General features: G+C 69.4%; 14 protein-coding genes and 1 other RNA gene. 7 read left to right on the forward strand and 8 right to left on the reverse strand.

Going from position 1 to position 17,736, the window contains the following annotated elements; genetic code table 11:
- Window positions 1–14 precede the first annotated feature (14 nt).
- The 3 genes from FN829_RS13560 (at window position 15) to lrpA1 (ending at window position 3,362) form a co-directional block, all read left to right on the forward strand.
- Window positions 15–1,910, forward strand: coding sequence for a 2-oxoacid:acceptor oxidoreductase subunit alpha (locus tag FN829_RS13560; protein WP_142987500.1), 1,896 nt, complete (start codon window positions 15–17; stop codon window positions 1,908–1,910).
- 3 nt (window positions 1,911–1,913) lie between these two features.
- Entirely contained in the window at window positions 1,914–2,852 is a 939-nt protein-coding gene (locus tag FN829_RS13565) for a thiamine pyrophosphate-dependent enzyme (RefSeq protein ID WP_142987501.1), read from the forward strand.
- Window positions 2,853–2,933: 81 nt separating this feature from the next.
- Window positions 2,934–3,362 (forward strand): HTH-type transcriptional regulator LrpA1, encoded by a 429-nt coding sequence (lrpA1, locus tag FN829_RS13570; protein ID WP_142987502.1) that lies wholly within the window; start codon window positions 2,934–2,936, stop codon window positions 3,360–3,362.
- Between the two features lie 196 nt (window positions 3,363–3,558).
- Here lrpA1 and FN829_RS13575 read toward each other — a convergent pair whose 3' ends face one another.
- Together FN829_RS13575 and ileS are read right to left on the reverse strand one after the other, a co-directional pair.
- A complete protein-coding gene (locus tag FN829_RS13575) occupies window positions 3,559–4,029 on the reverse strand; it encodes a GNAT family N-acetyltransferase (protein ID WP_142987503.1) in 471 nt (156 codons plus the stop codon).
- A 122-nt stretch (window positions 4,030–4,151) separates the two neighbouring features.
- Complete coding sequence (gene ileS / locus FN829_RS13580) at window positions 4,152–7,301, reverse strand: isoleucine--tRNA ligase (protein WP_142987504.1); 3,150 nt, start codon at window positions 7,299–7,301, stop codon at window positions 4,152–4,154.
- Window positions 7,302–7,481: 180 nt separating this feature from the next.
- Here ileS and FN829_RS13585 point away from each other — a divergent pair, with 180 nt between their 5' ends.
- A complete protein-coding gene (locus tag FN829_RS13585) occupies window positions 7,482–8,792 on the forward strand; it encodes a carboxypeptidase-like regulatory domain-containing protein (protein ID WP_142987505.1) in 1,311 nt (436 codons plus the stop codon).
- 105 nt (window positions 8,793–8,897) lie between these two features.
- Here FN829_RS13585 and cobT read toward each other — a convergent pair whose 3' ends face one another.
- Together cobT and FN829_RS13595 are read right to left on the reverse strand one after the other, a co-directional pair.
- Entirely contained in the window at window positions 8,898–9,986 is a 1,089-nt protein-coding gene (gene cobT / locus FN829_RS13590; protein WP_221929844.1) for a nicotinate-nucleotide--dimethylbenzimidazole phosphoribosyltransferase, read from the reverse strand.
- The gene (locus tag FN829_RS13595) at window positions 9,983–10,441 is read right to left on the reverse strand and encodes a hypothetical protein (protein WP_142987506.1); all 459 of its coding nucleotides are present in this window, start codon (window positions 10,439–10,441) and stop codon (window positions 9,983–9,985) included. The genes cobT and FN829_RS13595 overlap by 4 nt, the downstream gene beginning before the upstream one ends.
- A gap of 111 nt (window positions 10,442–10,552) precedes the next feature.
- On the opposite strand from FN829_RS13595, the gene FN829_RS13600 reads away from it, so the two are divergent.
- On the forward strand, window positions 10,553–10,960 hold the full coding sequence (locus FN829_RS13600; RefSeq protein ID WP_142987507.1) for a DUF7548 family protein: 408 nt from the start codon (window positions 10,553–10,555) through the stop codon (window positions 10,958–10,960).
- A 96-nt stretch (window positions 10,961–11,056) separates the two neighbouring features.
- Window positions 11,057–11,365: signal recognition particle sRNA (ffs, locus tag FN829_RS13605), an RNA gene on the forward strand.
- Window positions 11,366–11,462: 97 nt separating this feature from the next.
- On the opposite strand, the gene FN829_RS13610 is transcribed toward ffs, so the two are convergent.
- Both FN829_RS13610 and endA read right to left on the reverse strand, forming a co-directional pair.
- Window positions 11,463–13,097, reverse strand: coding sequence for a tryptophan--tRNA ligase (locus FN829_RS13610; RefSeq protein WP_142987508.1), 1,635 nt, complete (start codon window positions 13,095–13,097; stop codon window positions 11,463–11,465).
- A gap of 100 nt (window positions 13,098–13,197) precedes the next feature.
- A complete protein-coding gene (gene endA / locus FN829_RS13615) occupies window positions 13,198–14,385 on the reverse strand; it encodes a tRNA-intron lyase (RefSeq protein ID WP_142987509.1) in 1,188 nt (395 codons plus the stop codon).
- A gap of 147 nt (window positions 14,386–14,532) precedes the next feature.
- On the opposite strand from endA, the gene FN829_RS13620 reads away from it, so the two are divergent.
- On the forward strand, window positions 14,533–16,794 hold the full coding sequence (locus FN829_RS13620; RefSeq protein ID WP_142987510.1) for an AAA family ATPase: 2,262 nt from the start codon (window positions 14,533–14,535) through the stop codon (window positions 16,792–16,794).
- 42 nt (window positions 16,795–16,836) lie between these two features.
- Here FN829_RS13620 and FN829_RS13625 read toward each other — a convergent pair whose 3' ends face one another.
- Both FN829_RS13625 and FN829_RS13630 read right to left on the reverse strand, forming a co-directional pair.
- Window positions 16,837–17,325 (reverse strand): CopG family ribbon-helix-helix protein, encoded by a 489-nt coding sequence (locus FN829_RS13625; RefSeq protein ID WP_142987511.1) that lies wholly within the window; start codon window positions 17,323–17,325, stop codon window positions 16,837–16,839.
- A gap of 27 nt (window positions 17,326–17,352) precedes the next feature.
- Window positions 17,353–17,736 carry a PadR family transcriptional regulator gene (locus FN829_RS13630; RefSeq protein ID WP_142987512.1) on the reverse strand — a complete coding sequence of 128 codons (384 nt, stop codon included), beginning with the start codon at window positions 17,734–17,736 and terminating at the stop codon, window positions 17,353–17,355.

The following is a 17,736-nucleotide window of genomic DNA, read 5'->3' on the forward strand; positions in this document are numbered from 1 at the left end:
CCAAGATCCACAATATGACTGACGAAGAACTCATCTGGCGGATATCGGGAGGGTCCGGCGACGGGATCGCTTCCACCAGCCAGAACTTCGCGAAGGCCCTGATGCGATCGGGGCTGAACGTGTTCACACACCGGCACTACCCGTCCCGGATCCGTGGGGGCCACACGTACACGGAGATCCGCGCGGCGGCGGACCCGGTCGACTCCCGCGGCGACGGCTACAACTTCCTGTTGGCGCTCGGGGACTCCTTCGCTCGCAACCCGCAGGAGGGTGCCGTCTACGGGAACGAGGAGATCAAGCCGCTCTCCGAGAACCTCGACGAGCTCCGCGAGGGGGGCGTCATCGTCTACGACGAGGGCCTCCTCGATCCCTCGGAGATCCCGAACTTCGACGAGCGCGCCGAGGAGAACGACTGGCACGTCTTCCCGCTCGACCTCCGCGGGCTCGCCCGCGACATGGGTCGGGAAGTGATGCGCAACACCGCCGGCGTCGGCGCGACCTGTGCGCTGATCGGCATGGACCTCGAGCACGTCGAGGACCTGATGCGCGACGCGATGCCCGAGAAGATCCTCGACCCCAACCTCGAGATCCTCGAGACCGCCTACGACCAGGTCCGCGAGGAGTACGACGTCGACGGCGTCGACGTCTCGGTCCCGACCGGCGAACACGAGGAGACGCAGCTCCTCATGTCCGGTTCCGACGCCATCTCGTACGGCGCGATCGACGAGGGGTGCCGGTTCATCGCGGGCTATCCCATGACGCCGTGGACGGAAGTGTTCACGATCATGACCCAGAACCTGCCCGAGCTGGGCGGGATCTCGGAGCAGGTCGAAGACGAGATCGCGGCGGCCGCGCTGGCCGTGGGGGCCTCCCACGCCGGCGTGAAGGCGATGTCCGGCTCCTCGGGCGGCGGCTTCGCCCTGATGTCCGAGCCGCTCGGGCTCGCCGAGATGACGGAGACGCCGCTCGTCCTCGTCGAGGCGATGCGCGCCGGCCCGTCGACCGGAATGCCGACGAAGCCGGAGCAGTCCGACCTCGAGCACGTCCTGTACACCTCCCAGGGCGACTCCCAGCGGGTCGTCTTGGCCCCCGGCACGGTCGAGGAGGCGTACGAGCAGTCGCGGATCGCCTTCCGACTCGCCTACGAGTACCAGATCCCGACGATCCTCCTGTATGACCAGAAGCTCGGCGGCGAGCTGAAGAACGTCCCCAAGAGCCACTTCGACCGCGAGCCGAACCCGACGCTCGGCAAGACGCTCACCGAGGAGGAGCTCGCCGAACAGCCCCACTCGGCGGACGGGAAGTTCCACCGCTTCCAACACGACGTCGAGGACGGCGTCACCCCGCGGTCGATCCCCGGCCAGAAGGGCGGTCGCTTCCTCGCGACGGGCAACGAGCACGACCCCACGGGCCACATCAGCGAGTCGCCCGACAACCGGGTCGCACAGATCGACCGACGCACCCAGAAGCTCGAGGCGATCCGGGCGGACCTGGACACCGAGGACACGAGCTCGTACGCCGGCCCCGACGACGCCGAGTACGGCATTCTCACGTTCGGCAGCCAGCAGGGAACCGTCGAGGAGGCCGTCGGTCGGCTCAACGAGGCCGGCGTCTCGGTGAAGTCGCTCGGCGTCTCCGACATGCTTCCGTTCGCGACCGAGGAGGTCGAGGCGTTCATCGAGAGCGTCGACGAGGTCCTCGTCGTCGAGATGACCGCCTCCGGGCAGTTCCGCGGGCTCGTCCAGAAGAACCTCGGCCGGTACGGGGAGAAGCTGTCGAGCCTCCTCAAGTACAACGGGAACCCGTTCGAGCCGGCCGAGGTCGTCGACGGCTTCGAGGCGGCGATCATCGAGGGCGACGGCGACGCGTCCGACCATCAGACCACCTTCGTCCCAGCAGCAGGTGATTAACCCATGAGCACGTTTTCAGCCATCGGAGAGGAACGAGAGATCGACCGCGACGAGTACACGCCCGGCGTCGAGCCGCAACCCACCTGGTGTCCCGGCTGCGGCGACTTCAGCGTCCTGAAGGCGTTGAAACAGGCGCTTCCCGAAGTCGGCCGATCGCCCGAGGAGACGCTTCTCTGTACCGGGATCGGCTGTTCGGGCAAGCTGAACAGCTACCTCGACACCTACGGTTTCCACACGATCCACGGCCGCTCGCTGCCCGTGGCCCGTGCCGCGAAGCTCGCGAACCCCGACCTCGAGGTCATCGCCGCCGGCGGCGACGGCGACGGCTACGGGATCGGCGGGAACCACTTCATCCACACGGCCCGGGAGAACCACGACATGACCTACATCGTGTTCAACAACGAGATCTTCGGGCTCACCAAGGGGCAGACGTCGCCGACCAGCCCGAAGGGTCACAAGTCGAAGACGCAGCCCCACGGCAGCGCCAAGGAGCCGCTCAAGCCGCTCTCGCTGTCGCTGAACGCCGGGGCCTCCTACGTCGCCCGGACGGCCGCGGTCAACCCGAACCAGGCCAAGGAGATCCTGATCGAGGCGATCGAACACGACGGGTTCGCGCACGTCGACTTCCTGACGCAGTGTCCGACCTGGAACAAGGACGCCCGGCAGTACGTCCCGTACATCGACGTCAACGACTCCGACGACTACGACTTCGACAAGACCGACCGCGTCGAGGCCGCGGAGATGATGCGGACGACGGAAGAGGCGCTCTACGAGGGCGAGGTGCTCACCGGCCGCTTCTACGTCGACGAGGATCGCCTCTCCTACGGCCAGGAGAAGCGACAGATCGGCGAGATGCCCGAGGAGCCGCTGGCCGAGCGCTACTGGGACGACGACTACGACTGGGAGCGCTCGTACGACCAGTTCGTCGACAAACACGAGTAAGCCCGACGGCCCGGTTCGAGATCTCTGTCTTCCGTTTTCGGGTTCGCAAGGTATTTTTTCCGTGGTGACAAAGGAGTTCGTATGAGTACCGTCTCGACGGAAGAGCGTATCCTCTCGGTGTTGGAGGAGGACGCGCAGGCCTCCTGCGGGGAGATCGCGGAGCGGGCGGAGGTCTCGAAGCCAACGGTGCGAAAGTACATCGACAAGCTCGAGGAGGAGGGCGTCATCGTGGGCTACTCGGCCGACGTCGACCCGAAGAAGCTCTCGACGCAGTCGATCGCGATGGTGGGGATGGACGTGGACTCGGGCAAGTACGTCTCGGCGACCCGCGATCTGAAGGCGCTCGAGGAGGTCGAGGCGCTGTACACCTCATCGGGCGATCACATGCTGATGGCGGAGGTCCGTGCCGCCGACGGCGACGAACTGGGCGACGTGATCAGCGACGAGCTGCTCGCCGTCGACGGCGTCACCGCCGCCCACCCCTCGTTTCTCCAGGAGCGCCTGAAGTGAGCGGTTTGGAGGACTGGTTCGGAGCGGTTTCTAGCGGTACGCGACCGCGATAGCGAGCGTCGAGACGACCGCGGTGGCGAGCGCGGCGACGGCCACGGTCTCCCCGCTCGCATCGAGGAGCGCCGGACCGAGGTCGGAGATCGTCACGTCGGGAGAGTGCGGGACGGGCGTCGATCCGAGGCCGGAACGACGGGCCTCAGGCGATCGTTTCGATGTCGACCGCCACGACGATCTCGTCGCCGGCGGGACCGCGTCGCACCGCGCGGCGGTCGAATCCGTGAGCGCGGTAGAACTCGCGGGCGCTCGGTCGGTCGTCGGGGACGCTCGCGCGGAGGGTGTCGACGCCGCGGTCGGAGAGCGCCGACGCGACGCGCGCGAGCAGTTCCTCGGTGACGCCCTCCCCGACGTGTTCCGGGTGGACCCACAGCGCGAGGAGTTCGGCCTCGGATCCCTCCTCGTCGGGATGGGCGATCGCCACCCCGATCGGGCCGTCGTCGTCCTCCATGAGGAAGCAGCACTCCGCGCCCACGGCCGCCTCCCGGACGCCGGCTGCCGAGACGTCCAGAAGCGGCGCGCCGATGTCGTCGAACACCGTCGCCTCGCGGGCGCGGGAAACCGTCGTCCGAAGCGTCTCGGCGTCGCCGGGACGCGCCGGTCGAACACGCATACACGTCCCGTGGAGAGGGGACTAGGTATACGTTTCGGGGTCGGTCGAGCGCCGCCGTCGATCGTCGTGTGACCGTCGCGGAAGGCGAGAGAATCGGGGATGGTGGGTGTCGCGAGAACGCGCTACGCGACCGGTTCGATCCCGATCGTTATCGTGACGTCCTCGACGTCCCACTCCTCGACGAGCCCGCCGGAACCGTTCGCGGCGTCGGCCGGATCCTCGAGCCACCCGTCGGCGCGGACCTCGCCCGCGATCAGGTCGGCGTGCTCCTCGACGAAGCCGCCGACGCGCTCGTCGTCGACGGCGACGCCAACGCGGATTCGCGCCTCGACGTCGAGGTCGAGGTCCTTGCGCATCTCCTGGATTCGCCGGATCACGTCGCGGGCGTACCCCTCCGACTCGATCGCGGGGGTGAGCGAGGTATCGACGTACACCGTCCCGCCGTCGAAGTCGACGCCGGTGACGCTCTCCGGTGGCTCCGCGACGTACTCGACCATCGAGTCGTCGAGGTCGACGGGGTCGCCGTCGACCGTGATCCCCGCCTCGACTTCGGCTCGGGTCGCCCCCTGGACCGCCTCCATCACCTTCTGCGCGTCGCCGCCGAAGGCCGGGCCGATCTCCGACATCCGCGGCTCCGCGGTCTCTATCAGCTCGTCGAAGGCGTCGGTGACGGTCACCTCTCGGGCGTTGACGCGGTCGGCGATCAGGTCGGAGAGCCGGTCGACCGCGCCGGCGACCGCGTCGTCGTCGGTCTCGACGACGACCCGCGGAACCGGCCAGCGGAGCTTTCGACCGGCCTGCTGGCGGGCGTTCGCCGCGGCCTCCTCCACGTCGCGGAAGACCGCCACGTCGCGTTCGAGGTCGGGGTCGCGCAGGTCGTCGTCGGGCTCGGGGTAGGCGAGCTGATGGACCGTGGTCGCCTCGCCGTCGAGCGTTCGGTACATCCGCTCGGTCAGGTACGGCGCGATCGGCGCGAGCAGTCGAATCACCTCGTCGAGGACGGTCGCGAGGGTGGCGTACGCCCCGCGCTTCGAGGCGGAGTCGGCTTCCTCCCACATCCGGTCGCGAACGGCCTTGACGTAGAAGCGCGAGACGTCCTGGGTGACGAACTCGATCACGGCGTTGACCGCGTCGCTGACGCGGTAGTCGTCCCACGCCTCGATGACCTCCGTCTCGACGGACTGGAGCCGCGAGAGCACCCACTCGTCGACGAGTTCGAGCTCACCGTCGGAGAGGTCGGCCTCGGCCGGGTCGTAGCCGTCGAGTTCCATGTACTCGAGCGGGAAGCGGAAGACGTTCCAGAGGATGTTGAGCTTCCCCTGGATCTCGCCGAGCCCGTCCCACTCGAACGCGAGGTCGACGCCCTGCTGGTCGTGGCTGAGCAGGTACGTCCGGAGGGGGTCGCGGCCGGCCCGCTCGATCGCCTCCTCCGGCGTGACGATGTTGCCGACGGACTTGGACATCTTGCGGCCGTCCTCGTCGTTGGCGAACCCGTGCATGATCACCTCCTCGTAGGGGATCTCGCCGACCGCGGCGGTCCCCATTCCCAGTTGCGACCAGAACCAGCCGCGCGTCTGGTCGTGCGCCTCGATGATGAGGTCGGCGGGCCACAGCTCGTCGTGGGCGTCCGTCTCGCTCGGGTACCCGAGCGTGCCCCACGAGGCCACCGAGGAGTCGAGCCACACGTCGAAGACGTCCTCGACGCGTCGGTAGGTCGTCCCGTCCTCGACGATCGTGAGGCCGTCGACGGAGGGTCGGTGGAGGTCGATGGTGTCGGGGTCGACGTCCTCCTCGACGCGCTCGGCCAGCTCCTCGCGGGTGCCGATCACGATCATGTCGTCGTCGAGGTTCCCGGCCTCCGCGTCCTCGGGGACCCAGATCGGGATCGGGATACCCCAGTAGCGCTGTCGAGAGACGTTCCAGTCGGGCGCGTCCTCGATGAAGTCGCGGAACCGGTTGTCGCGAGCCCACTGCGGATGCCACTCCGACTCCTCCATGTTCGCGAGGAGGTCGTCTTTCACGTCCGTGATCGAGATGAACCACTGGTCGGTGACGAGCTGGATGATCCCGGTGTCACACCGCCAGCAGTGGCCGTAGCTGTGCTCGACGGTACCGTGAGCGAGCATGTGGCCGTCGGCGACGAGGTCGTCGATGATCTCCTCGTTGGCGTCGCGGACGAACTGCCCGGCGTACTCGCCGGCCGCGTCGGCGAACTCCCCGTTCGGTCCCACGGGACAGAATATCTCGAGGCCGAGCTCGCTGCCGCGGCGGAAGTCCTCCTCCCCGTGGCCGGGCGCGGAGTGGACGAGCCCGGTGCGGTCCGCCTCGACGTAGTCGGCGGCGTACACCTGCCCCGCCCCCTCGAAGTCGGGGTAGTCGGCGAGCCGGTCGGCGAGCGGGTGGTCGTACGCCCAGCCGACGAGGTCCTCGCCGGCGAGCTCCGCTTCGATCTCGTAATCGTCGTACCGGCCCTCCCCGAGAACGTCCTCGACGCACGCCTCGGCGACGTAGAGCAGTTCCTCCTCGCCGTCCTTCTCGGCGCGGACCGCGTTATAGGTGAGCTCCTCGTCGACGGCGACGAAGGTGTTCGCCGGGATCGTCCACGGCGTCGTCGTCCAGATCACGAGGCTCCCCTCGCGGTCGGACAGGGGGAACTTCACGTAGATCGAGGGGTCCTCGACGTCCTCGTACTCCACCTCGTTGTTCGCGAGGCCGGTCTCACACCGCGGGCACTGCGAGATGGAGCGTTTCCCCTGCTCGACGAGATCGTTCTCGGCGACGTTCGAAAAGGCCCACCACGCGGCCTCCATGTACTCGGGGTCGATCGTCTCGTAGGGGTTCTCCCAGTCCATCCAGACGCCGATCGACTCGAAGTCCTCGTCCATCGCCGCCCGGTTGTCGAGGGCGAACTCCTTACACCGCTCGATGAACGGCTCCATGCCGTACTCCTCGATGTCGCGTTTGTTCTCGAAGCCGAGTTCCTCCTCGACTTTCACCTCGATCGGGAGCCCGTGCATGTCGTAGCCCGGCCGGTCCGTGACGCGGTGGCCGGTCATCCGCTTGTGCCGGATGACGGCGTCCTTCAGCGTCTTGTTCCAGGCGGTGCCGAGGTGCATCTGTCCGGAGGTGTACGGCGGCCCGTCGACGAAAAAGAAGGGCGGGTCGTCGGCGTGCGCCTCCTTCGCCGCCTCGTAGGCGTCGGCGTCGGCCCAGTACTCCGCGACCGCCGACTCGACGTCGGCCGGCGTGTACTGGTCGTCGATCTGCTCCATATCCGTTGGTCTTGGCGCGCGTATTTGAATACGGCGGAGTCGGGGTCGGAGTCGCGGAAGAACCGGAACGGGACCGCGGAAGAACCGGGACGGGACCGGCGGGAATTCGAGGAGAGAAATCGCGGTGAAGGCCCGGTAGTCGGCCCATACCAATACCGTGGAAACCCCTGTGTCTCGCGTATGAACACCCCACGTTCGGCGGTCGTCGGAGGGGCAGTACTGTTCGTCGCGCTCGTTGCGACCGGCGGCGTCGCCGCCGACCCGGTTACGCTCACCGTCTCGGTCGCCGATCAGGACGGTGACGCCGTCGGCGGCGTGACCGTCGAGGCGACGTGGGAGACCGAGTCCGACGAGACGGGGACCGCGTCGGGCACGACGGCGAGCAACGGAAACGTGCTCCTCGACGTTCCCGAGGGATCGAGCGTCGAACTGGACGTCGACGACGGCGTTTACGTCCGGAACCGACCGCTTCGGATCGCCAATGCGAGCGCGACCGACGTCGCGCTCGGCGTCTCCCGAAGCGGAACCGCGACGGTGACGGTCGTCGACGATCGGAACCGATCGCAGGCCGGCGCGAGGGTGACCGTCCGCGAGGACGGGAGAGCCGTCGACCGTGGCGAGACCGGTTCGGACGGCGTCTACGAGACGGCCCGCCTCGAGCGCGGGACCTACGACGTTACCGTCGTGAAACCGGGATACCTCGAGACGGAGCGGTCGGTGACGGTGACGCGGAACGCGGAGACGACGGTCGGTATCGAGCGGGGCACCGCGGCGCTCGACGTGCGCACCTTCGACGATCACTTCGACCCGCCCGTCCCGATCGAGACCGGAGCGATCCGAGTGTCGTCGTCGGTGTACGACGGCGAGGTGAGCGTGACCGAGGGGACGGCTTCGCTCAACGTGCCCGTGAACGCCGCGTACACGGTCGCCGTCGTAAGGGACGGATACGACGCCACGCCCAAACGGATCAGGGTCGGGGAGACCTCGGTGAGCACGAACGTCACGGCGCGTCGGACTCCGGCTCTGAACGTCACGCCGGCGAACGAGCGCGTCCTCGTCGGCGAGACGACCCGCGTGACGGTGCGGAACGCGTACGCCGAGCCGGTGGCCGGCGCGGCGGTCGAAGTCGACGGTGACGCCGTGGGCGAGACCGACGATCGCGGGGAGATCGCCGTTCCGATATCGTCCGCCGGGAACCGAACGATCGTCGCACGGCACGAGGCCGTCGCGTCCGATCCGGTGACGGTCGAGGGCGTCGAGATCGCGAACGGGACCGATACGCCCGGATCCGACACGGGCGACGCCGACGGGAACACCTCGGACGACGGTGGCGGGGAAACCGATTCGGCCGACACCGACGTGGACGACTCGACCGATACCGACGGGGACGACTCGACCGATACCGACGACGGTATCCCCGGATTCGGCGTCGTCGCCACGGTTCTCGCCCTCCTCGTTGCCGGTGCTATGGGTCGGTATCGCGGTCAGTGACGCGTCGGTGCGCGCGACACGCGTGCGACGTCTCGTCGAAACGGAGCATCGAAACGGAGTGAAGTTCCGTCGAAGCGGAGTGAGTACCGACCCCGATCCGCTCCGTTATCGTTCGATGCCCACCTCCGCGAACGTCGCCATCCGGTCGTGAGTCCGGCAGGCGGCTCTGTAGGTCGCGAGCGCCAGCGCCGCGCCGGAGCCCTCGCCCAGCCGGAGGCCGTGATCGAAGAGCGGTTCGAGATCGAGGACGTCGAGTTGGACCGCGTGGCCGGGTTCGCTTCCGACGTGGGACGGGAGGAGGTAGGGCCGCACGTCCGCCGTGACCGCGTCCGCGACGAGCGCGGCCGCGCCCGAGACCACGCCGTCGACGACGACGGGAGTTCGATCGGCCGCACAGCCGATCGCGACGCCGGCGAGGAAGCCGACCTCGTAGCCGCCGACGCGCCGGAGCACCTCGACGGGGTCGACGTCGGAACCGACGTCCGGCTCCCCACCATCCGCGAGCCCGTTCGTCGCGAGCGCGCGCTCGACGACCGCGACCTTGTGCGCGCGGGTCTCCTCGTCGACGCCGGTCCCCGGACCCGTGACCCGGTCCGGATCCGCGCCCGAGAGCGCCGCCGTGAGCGCGGCGGCGACCGTGGTGTTGCCGATCCCCATCTCACCGAGCGCCGCGATCCCGGCCTCAGAGAGCCGCGTTCGAGCGGTCCGGACGCCGGCCGACAGCGACGCGACCGCGTCGGCGCGAGACATCGCCGGTCCCGCGGCGAGGTCGGCGGTGCCGGAGCCGATCCGCTCGTCGACGATCCCGATGGATCCGTCGACCTCGACCGGCGGCCCATCGACGCCCGCGTCGACGACGAGCGTCTCCGCGCCGACGACCTCGCCGATCGCGGAGACGGCGGCCCCGCCGGCCGCGAAGTTCCGGAGCATGGCGCGGGTCACGGACTTCGGGTACGCCGAGACGCCCCGGTCGACCACGCCGTGGTCCGCGGCGGCGACGACGACGGTCGGGTTCGAGAGCTGCGGTCTGGGATCGCCAGCGAGCCCGGCGAGCGCGACCGCGAGGTCCTCCAGTCGGCCGAGGCTCCCGGGGGGCTTCGTCAGTTCGGCCTGCCGATCGCGGGCCGCGTCGGCCGCGTCGGCGTCGAACGGCGGGATCGACGGCGGGGTGAACTCCTCCTTCGACACGGTCACGCGTCGAAGTCCGGGAGGTCGTCGGGGGCCTCGTAGGCCGACTCCCACTCGATGTACTCGTCTTTGAGGACGTCACAGACGACCTGCCCGAGCTCCGTGAGCCCGGCGTTGATCGCGGAGACGGAGCCCCACGAGTCGAGGTCGTCGTGATAGTTCTTCTCCTTCCAGTCCTCTGGGATCCCCGGCGCGTGATACCCCACGCGGTCGGCGAAGGAGTCCCAGAAGAAGTCGAACCGGGAGACGAGACCGAGGTCCTCGACGATCCGCCAGTCCGACTCGTCGAGGTCGCTGTCGGCGGCCCACTCCGCGAACGCCTCCTCCCAGGCCCCCTCGCGCAGGAACGCCGACAGGTCGTCACGGCGGTACTCGCCGCCGGCCACGTCGGCGTCCTCGTACTCGTTCGGGTCGACGGCGGACAGCTCCGGCGGGTCCGGCGTCTCGATGTCGAGCGACATGTCCGCCCGTCCGCGCCGCGGGGCCAAAACGGTGCGGGCTCGGCGGCGGGATCGGGTGGAGAAACGACCGCGATCCGGTCCTTTTACCGCGCCGACCGAGTATCTCGAGACATGAACGTCCGCGCCCGCTCTCGACAGGTCGGAATCGCCGCCGCCCTCGTCAGCGCGCTCCTGCTCGCCGTGCCGTACGCGCTCGTTTCGGGCTTCGACGCCCAGCTCGCCGGCTACTACACGGCCGGCCCCGTGGGCGCCGGCGGAGTGGCGCTGTTCGCGCTGTTGAGCGCGGTCGTGTTCGCCTCCGTCGAGCGGGGGAACGTCGATCCCGGGACGCTCGCCGGCGCGCTCGTCGTCCTCGGAGCCGCGACGACCCTGCTCGCGGCGCTCTGGTGGCTCTCCGTCGAGCCGACGACGATGTTCGGCGAGCACCGCTGGCTCGAGTATCACGCGCCCGCGGTGACCGCCGCGTCGCTGCCGGTCCCCGTCTCCGCCGGCGTCTACGCTCGGGAGCTGCTCGAGTAGGTCCGAGAACCGAGCGAAGCCGTCGCGAAGCCGTCGCGAGTCCGTCTCCGGTCCCGCGAACGAAAGGCCCTTATGTGGCACCGATGTAGGACAGCCCGGACTAGGTCGGGCGGTTAGGCCCCGCTCTCCACCCGTGAGGTAGTCTTCAGCGGGGACCGAACACCGGGCGCGTCCGGATAGACCGGCGCGGGCCCCGAGAGCCAACGTGGAAGCCTCGTCCGCCGGGGACAGCGGTCCGCGATGCCCGCTCGCAGGAGCGGTCCGTCGCGGTTCGCCGGCGACAACGGGTCAGGCGCGGAAGCGAGCAGCCCACCGCCGGACGCCCGTCGCTCGTCGGGTCGCGGGGTGGAGGAGGCAACCGGGATACCCCGTGCCGGAACACCGGGCTACCCCGGCCGTCCACCATTCATACCGGATCGTCAGTCACGTAGCGGCCGCGCTCGCGTCCTCCCGCTCCCGTCCGACTGAGCCGGAACGGTCGGCGGCGTGATCGGCGTCGCCCTCAGTGCTCGCCGCCCGTCCCGCGCCGATCGGAATCGAGGTCGATGTCGAGGTCCTCCAGGAGCTCCTCGGCCTCCTCGCGTTTCTCCTGGTGGTCTTCCAAGAACTCGCGCATGAGTTCCGCGGCCTGTTCCTTACAGCCGCCACAGAGGCGCTCGCCGTTCACGCACTCCGAGTACACCTCCGCCGCGAGCCCGTCGTCGTCGCCCGCGAGCAGGTAGGCGTACAGTTCGTAGACGGGGCACTCGTCGGCCTCGCCGCCGAGCTCGCGCTGCTCCTCGGCCGTGTCGCGCCCGCCGGTCGTCGCGGACCGCACCTTGTCGTACCCGTCCTCGGGGTCGTCAAGAAGCGAGATGTGGCTCGCGGGGATGGAAGAGGACATCTTCCCGCCGGTGAGCCCGGTCATGAATCGGTGGTAGATCGAGGAGGGCTGCCGGAAGCCGAACCCGTTGTGGTCGATCTCGACTTCCCGCGCCAGCGACTCGGCCTCCTCGCGAGTCATCTCGAACGCGTCGACGTGCCCCTCGAAGACACGCTTCTCGCCGTCGATCGCCTCGATCAGCGCCTCGAACGCCTCGTCGGTGGCGTTGCGGTCGAGGAAGCGGACGCGCGGGCGGAGCGGTTCTTTGACCGCGTTACGGAGGTTGTTGATCGCATCCCGTTCCGGGTCCGGTTTCGTCCCTGCTAACACCGTGTCTTTGTCTGGGAACTCGTTTATGTCCCAGGTCACGGAATCCATTCCTCCATCGATATACTGGGCGGCCCAGCCGCACCGTATCATATCGACATCTCGCTTTTCAGCCTCCTCTTTGAGGTCGTCGTACGCGTCCGCGATGATCTGGTGAACCTCCTCATCGGCCTCGAAGCTCGCGAACGCCTCGGTCACCTTGAAGTACCGGAGCCGGGTAGCCAGGTCGCGGGTGAGCCGAACGTGCGGGTCTTGGTCGGGACCGACCGGGATGACGGTGGGTTTCGGCTCGTCGACCAGCTGCGGGTAGAGGATGTCCGCGGTCTGGGTGACGACGCTCTGCATGTGCGAGATGTTCGTCTCGCCGTCGAAGCCGTAGATCGCCTCGAACTCCGAGAAGTTGGCCTTCGATCCCAGTTCGAAGCCGAGGTCCTGGACCTCGCGGTTGTCGGACTGCCGATACAGCTCGCCGTCCTCGGGGTCGAACCCGAGTGCGAGAAGCGAGAGCAGGTAGCTCCGGGCGTGCTCGTCGATCTCGTCCCACGACATCCCCCGGGCCGAGTGGGCCTCGAGGTCGGCGATCAGCCCGAAGACGTCGCCGCCGCGCTCTTGGTGCCAGATCAGCTCGTCGAACACGAGCTTGTGACCGATGTGCGGGTCGCCGGTGGGCATGAACCCCGAGAGCGCGGCGAACGGCTCGCCGTTCGCCATCGCCTCCGCGACCGCGTCGTACTCGCGGTGGCCGAAGATGACGCCGCGGCGCATCAGGTAGTGGTGATCGACCACGTCGTCGGCGACGTCGTCGAACGCCTCGATGCCGAACTCGGCGAACAGGTCGGCGTAGTCGCCGACCGACGCCGACCCCCACGGGTCGAGCGCGACGTCCTCGGTCGACTCGCCGTCAGCGCGCTCGGTCCCGCCGTCCGTGCGGGGGGTGTCCTCGTCCATACCTCCCCTCCCGGCGGTCGACGCAAAAACCGTTCGCTTGCGCGTGTGTGGCTCGCCGGCCGGGTCGGTAGACGACGCGCGCGTCAGCGTTCCTCGGACCTCACGGCGTCAGTCGCCCGACCGAGAGCCACTCGATCCCGTCGTCGGTTCCAGCGCCTCCCGGATCTCCGTTCCCGTCGACCAGCGCGAACACCAGCTTCTTACGGACGCCGCCGGCGAGCCGCACGTCGAGCGAGAGCTCCCGGGGGGCGAAGACGTGATCGGGCTCGACCACTCGAACGAGGTGTTCGGAGTGCGGGAGGTCCTCGACGGTCTCCACGTCGAGGTACGTCCGGAAGTCCGCGCCGAACTTGAACCCCGTCTTGGGGACGGTCCGACGCTCGCGGAGGTCGCGGTATGTCGCCAGCCGACGGCCGAACCGGTCGCCCTCGACCGCGCGGCCGCGGGCGACGATCGCGGCCGTAGCGCTCGCGTGATCGTCGCCGGCGGGGACGGTGTCGTCGTCGCCCGTCGGCTCGATGTCGCCGTCGCCGTTCTCCCCGACGACGACCTCGGAGAGCCGGAGGACGCCGTCGGCCGCGAGCGACGCGGCCTCGACGAGCGAGAGCTGGACGATCCCCTCGACGGCGGCGGCTCGTCCGGAGAGCGGCTGGCCGTAGAACCCGCGCTCGTAGAGGGCGGGCGGCGCGTCCCAGACGACGACCCGGTCGGCGAGCAGGACGCCGGTCAGGTCGGCGGGCGGGTCGTAGTCGGTCGAGCCCGTCAGGTCGGGGCGGCCGGTCTCGAAGTAGGTGATGTCGCTCTCCTCGTCGACGACGGCGAGGGTCTGCCCGGCCACGTCGTCCGCGGGGACCGACTCGCGTTCGCCCACCACGCGCACCGGATAGTGAACGTCCCCGGTGTCGGGCGTCGACCCCCGCTCGTAGGCCACGACGTCGACCGCGTCCGCCACGTCGGCCCGACCGCCCGGCCACGGCTCGCGGGCGGGCGAGAGGTAGAACCCGCGGTCGCGGAGGTCGGCGTAGACGAGATAACGAACCGCGAACCGGTCGGCCGCGGCGGCGCTGTCGACGAAGAACCGCTCGAAGCCGGCGGGGTCGTCGCCGTCGCCGCCGAGACGCACTCCCGAGAGGTCGCCGCGGAACAGCAGGTGGGCGGCCTCGACTCGTGAGAGCTCGATCGCGTTCCCGCCGACCGGGCGGCCGTAGCCGCGCGAGTCGTAGAACCGCTGTCTGGCGTCCCCGCCGACGTGGACGGCGTCGCCGCGGAGGTCGCCTGTCGGTTGCATGCTCGCACACCCGGTCGGCCGGGGTAAGGCGGTTGCGGTCGATGAGGCGGCGTCGCGATCGGCGAGGAGGCGTCGCGGTCGGTCGGGAGCATCGCGGTCGCGGACGCCCCGAGTAAGGGTAAAGGACCAGCGGGCGGAAGGCGACCCATGAACGAGACTGCCGGCGTCACGCTCACCGTCCGCGCCGCCGAGAAGCGCGACGCGGGCCGCGGCATCGCCAGGCTCCCCGAACCCGCGCGCAAGCGACTCGGCCTCCTCAGCGGCGACACGGTCAGGATCGACGGCGAGCGCTCCGCCGTCGCGAAGGTGTGGCCGGGCGGCCCCGACGCGCAGGACGGCTCCGTCCTCATCGACGCCGACACCCGCGCGAACGCCGGCGTGAAGGTCGGCGACGCCGTCACGGTCAGTCCCGTCGACGTCGTCGACGCCGACCGGGTCGTCTTCGACGCACCCGCCCGGCTCGCCGAGGTCGACGTGAGCCGCGAGGTCGTCGAGCGCGCGCTCGCCCGCGACCTCCGCGACCGACCGATCTCCCGCGGCGAGGCCGTCCACGTCGAGCGGCTCGGCGGCCTCCGGTTCGTCGTCGGCGAGCCCGACCCGAGCGGCACCGTCCGAGTCACCACCGGCACCGACGTGTCGGTCGATTACGACGGGAGGGACGAGGAACGCGATCGAACCGAGTCACGGTCCGACGGAACCCGGCGCGGTTCCGGGAGGAGATCCGACTCCGGCACGTCGGGAACGCAGGCGGCCGACTCGCCCCCCGGAACCGACGGCCGTCCCGCGGGCGGGGGATCGACGCCCCCGGCGGACCACACCGCCGGCGCGACCTACGAGGACATCGGCGGGCTCGACGAGGAGCTGGAGCTGGTGCGCGAGACCATCGAGCTGCCGCTCTCGGAGCCGGAGGTGTTCACCCGGCTCGGGGTCGACCCGCCGAAGGGCGTCCTGCTGTACGGGCCGCCGGGAACGGGGAAGACGCTCATCGCCCGCGCCGTCGCCAACGAGGTGGACGCGACGTTCATCACGGTCGACGGTCCGGAGATCATGTCGAAGTACAAGGGGGAATCGGAGGAGCGGCTCCGCGAGGTGTTCGAGCGCGCGAGCGAGGATGCGCCCGCGATCGTCTTCTTCGACGAGATCGACTCGATCGCGGGAAAGCGCGACGACGGCGGCGACGTGGAGAACCGCGTCGTCGGCCAGCTGCTCTCGCTCATGGACGGACTCGACGCCCGCGGCGACGTGATCGTCATCGGCGCGACGAACCGGGTGGACTCGCTGGACCCGGCGCTCCGCCGCGGCGGACGGTTCGACCGGGAGATCGAGATCGGCGTCCCCGGCGAGGCGGGCCGCAGGCAGATCCTCGACGTCCACACCCGACGCATGCCGCTCGCCGACGACGTGGACTTGGACCGGATCGCGAGCAGGACCCACGGCTTCGTCGGCGCGGACATCGAAGGGCTGACCCAGGAGGCCGCGATGACCGCGCTCCGGCGCGCCCGGGAGACCGACGCGCGGGCGCTCGATTCGGTGACCGTCACGCGGGCCGACTTCGAGGCGGCCCACGCCGCGGTCGAGCCGAGCGCGATGCGCGAGTACGTCGCCGAGCAGCCCACCACGGACTTCGGGGACGTGGGCGGGCTCGACGGCGCGAAAGAGAAGCTGGAGAGGGCGGTGAGCTGGCCGCTCACGTACGGACCGCTGTTCGATGCCGCGAACGCGGACCCGCCGACGGGCGTCCTGTTACACGGGCCGCCGGGCACCGGGAAGACGCTTCTCGCGCGGGCGATCGCGGGCGAGAGCGGGGTCAACTTCATTCAGGTCGCCGGTCCGGAGCTGCTCGACCGGTACGTCGGCGAGTCTGAGAAGGCGGTGCGCGACCTCTTCGATCGGGCCAGACAGGCCGCTCCCGTGATCGTCTTCTTCGACGAGATCGACGCGATCGCCGCGGACCGCGACGGCGGGGGCGGCGACGGATCCGGCGTCGGCGAGCGCGTGGTTTCCCAGCTGCTGACCGAGCTGGACCGCGCGAGCGACAACCCGAACCTGGTGGTGCTCGCCGCGACGAACCGCCGGTCGGCGATCGACCGCGCGCTGTTGCGTCCCGGCCGGCTGGAGACGCACGTCGAGGTGCCCGAGCCGGACCGCGAGGCCCGGCGGGCGGTGTTCGCGGTCCACACCCGCGAGAAGCCGATGACCGAGGACGTCGACCTCGACCGGCTCGCCGACGAGACGGACGGCTACTCCGGCGCGGAGATCGCGGCGGTCTGCCGGGAGGCGGCGATGACCGCGATCGAGCGGGTCGCGGACGAACACGGCGAGGCCGCGAACGACCACGCCGACGAGGTCGCTATCACGGGCGAGGACTTCGCGACCGCGGTCGCGAACGTGGCCGCCTCGCGACAGTGATCCGGCGTTTTCGTCGACTTCGCGTTACTCGCCTCCCTCGCGTTACTCGTCGTCCTCGCCGGTCCCGCCGTCGTGGGCGTGGCCGTGTCCGCCCGCTCCGTCGAGGGCCTCCAGTCCGTCCGCGCCGAACTCGTCGACGGGAGTCACGCTGTAGTCGACGGTGAGAGTGTCCTTCGTGGCGCGGACCTTCCCGACGAACGTGGAGATGTCGGCGAGGCTCCCCTCGAGGACGAAGAGTTCCATACAGTATCGGGAGCCGACGTGGTTGTGGAAGTTGGAGGCGACGAGCCCCTCGTGTTCGTGTCGGAGCCGCATCATCCGCTCCTCGACGCTCGTCGTCTCGTAGTCGAAGAGCACCGTCACGACCGCCATCAGCCGGCGGTCCTCCAGCCGGTTGTCCTCGAACTCGCCGAGGAGGTTTCGGGAGGCCTCCCGTATCACCTCGCTTCGGCCGGTGTAGCCGTGTTCGTCGGCGAACTCGTCGATCCGGTTGAGCAACTCCTCGGGCATCGACACGCTGACGACGGTCATATGTAATAATTCACTCCCCGAATGTTGTTAACCTTTGAGGTCGGCGTCGTCGCTGCCGGCGTCATCAGGGAGGTGATCGTCAGGGCGGTCGGCGTCGGATCGGTCTGCGTCGGGACAGTCGAGGCGGACAGTCCCTGCCTCGACGCGCTCGGAGAGCCACTCGTAGTGGTCGAGGAGGGCGGCCTCGCCGGCGTCGGTGAGCGTGTAGACGTCTCCGAGCCCCTCGGCGCGGCGGGCGAGGTAGCCGGCCTCGACCATCGCGGTGAGAGTCGCGTAGAAGCTCTGCGGATCGAGCCGCTCGTCGTAGTGGGTCTCGAGCCGGCTCTTGAGCGACTGCGCCCGCAGCTCGCCGGCCTCGTAGATCAGCGCACAGCAGTCGCGCCGCCGCCCGCTGTGGAACCACTTCGTCAT

Source organism: Halorubrum cibi (genome assembly GCF_900182635.1).
GTDB classification, from domain to species: domain Archaea; phylum Halobacteriota; class Halobacteria; order Halobacteriales; family Haloferacaceae; genus Halorubrum; species Halorubrum cibi.

Bases quoted from the DNA above. Each gene is read 5' to 3' on its own strand.
- FN829_RS13585 (WP_142987505.1), top strand. From the start codon at position 7,482: ATGAACACCCCACGTTCGGCGGTCGTCGGAGGGGCAGTACTGTTCGTC.
- FN829_RS13610 (WP_142987508.1), bottom strand. From the start codon at position 13,097: ATGGACGAGGACACCCCCCGCACGGACGGCGGGACCGAGCGCGCTGAC.
- FN829_RS13630 (WP_142987512.1), bottom strand. From the start codon at position 17,736: ATGACGAAGTGGTTCCACAGCGGGCGGCGGCGCGACTGCTGTGCGCTG.
- ileS (WP_142987504.1), bottom strand. From the start codon at position 7,301: ATGGAGCAGATCGACGACCAGTACACGCCGGCCGACGTCGAGTCGGCG.
- lrpA1 (WP_142987502.1), top strand. From the start codon at position 2,934: ATGAGTACCGTCTCGACGGAAGAGCGTATCCTCTCGGTGTTGGAGGAG.
- FN829_RS13600 (WP_142987507.1), top strand. From the start codon at position 10,553: ATGAACGTCCGCGCCCGCTCTCGACAGGTCGGAATCGCCGCCGCCCTC.
- FN829_RS13595 (WP_142987506.1), bottom strand. From the start codon at position 10,441: ATGTCGCTCGACATCGAGACGCCGGACCCGCCGGAGCTGTCCGCCGTC.
- FN829_RS13575 (WP_142987503.1), bottom strand. From the start codon at position 4,029: ATGCGTGTTCGACCGGCGCGTCCCGGCGACGCCGAGACGCTTCGGACG.
- FN829_RS13560 (WP_142987500.1), top strand. From the start codon at position 15: ATGACTGACGAAGAACTCATCTGGCGGATATCGGGAGGGTCCGGCGAC.
- FN829_RS13625 (WP_142987511.1), bottom strand. From the start codon at position 17,325: ATGACCGTCGTCAGCGTGTCGATGCCCGAGGAGTTGCTCAACCGGATC.
- FN829_RS13565 (WP_142987501.1), top strand. From the start codon at position 1,914: ATGAGCACGTTTTCAGCCATCGGAGAGGAACGAGAGATCGACCGCGAC.
- FN829_RS13620 (WP_142987510.1), top strand. From the start codon at position 14,533: ATGAACGAGACTGCCGGCGTCACGCTCACCGTCCGCGCCGCCGAGAAG.
- endA (WP_142987509.1), bottom strand. From the start codon at position 14,385: ATGCAACCGACAGGCGACCTCCGCGGCGACGCCGTCCACGTCGGCGGG.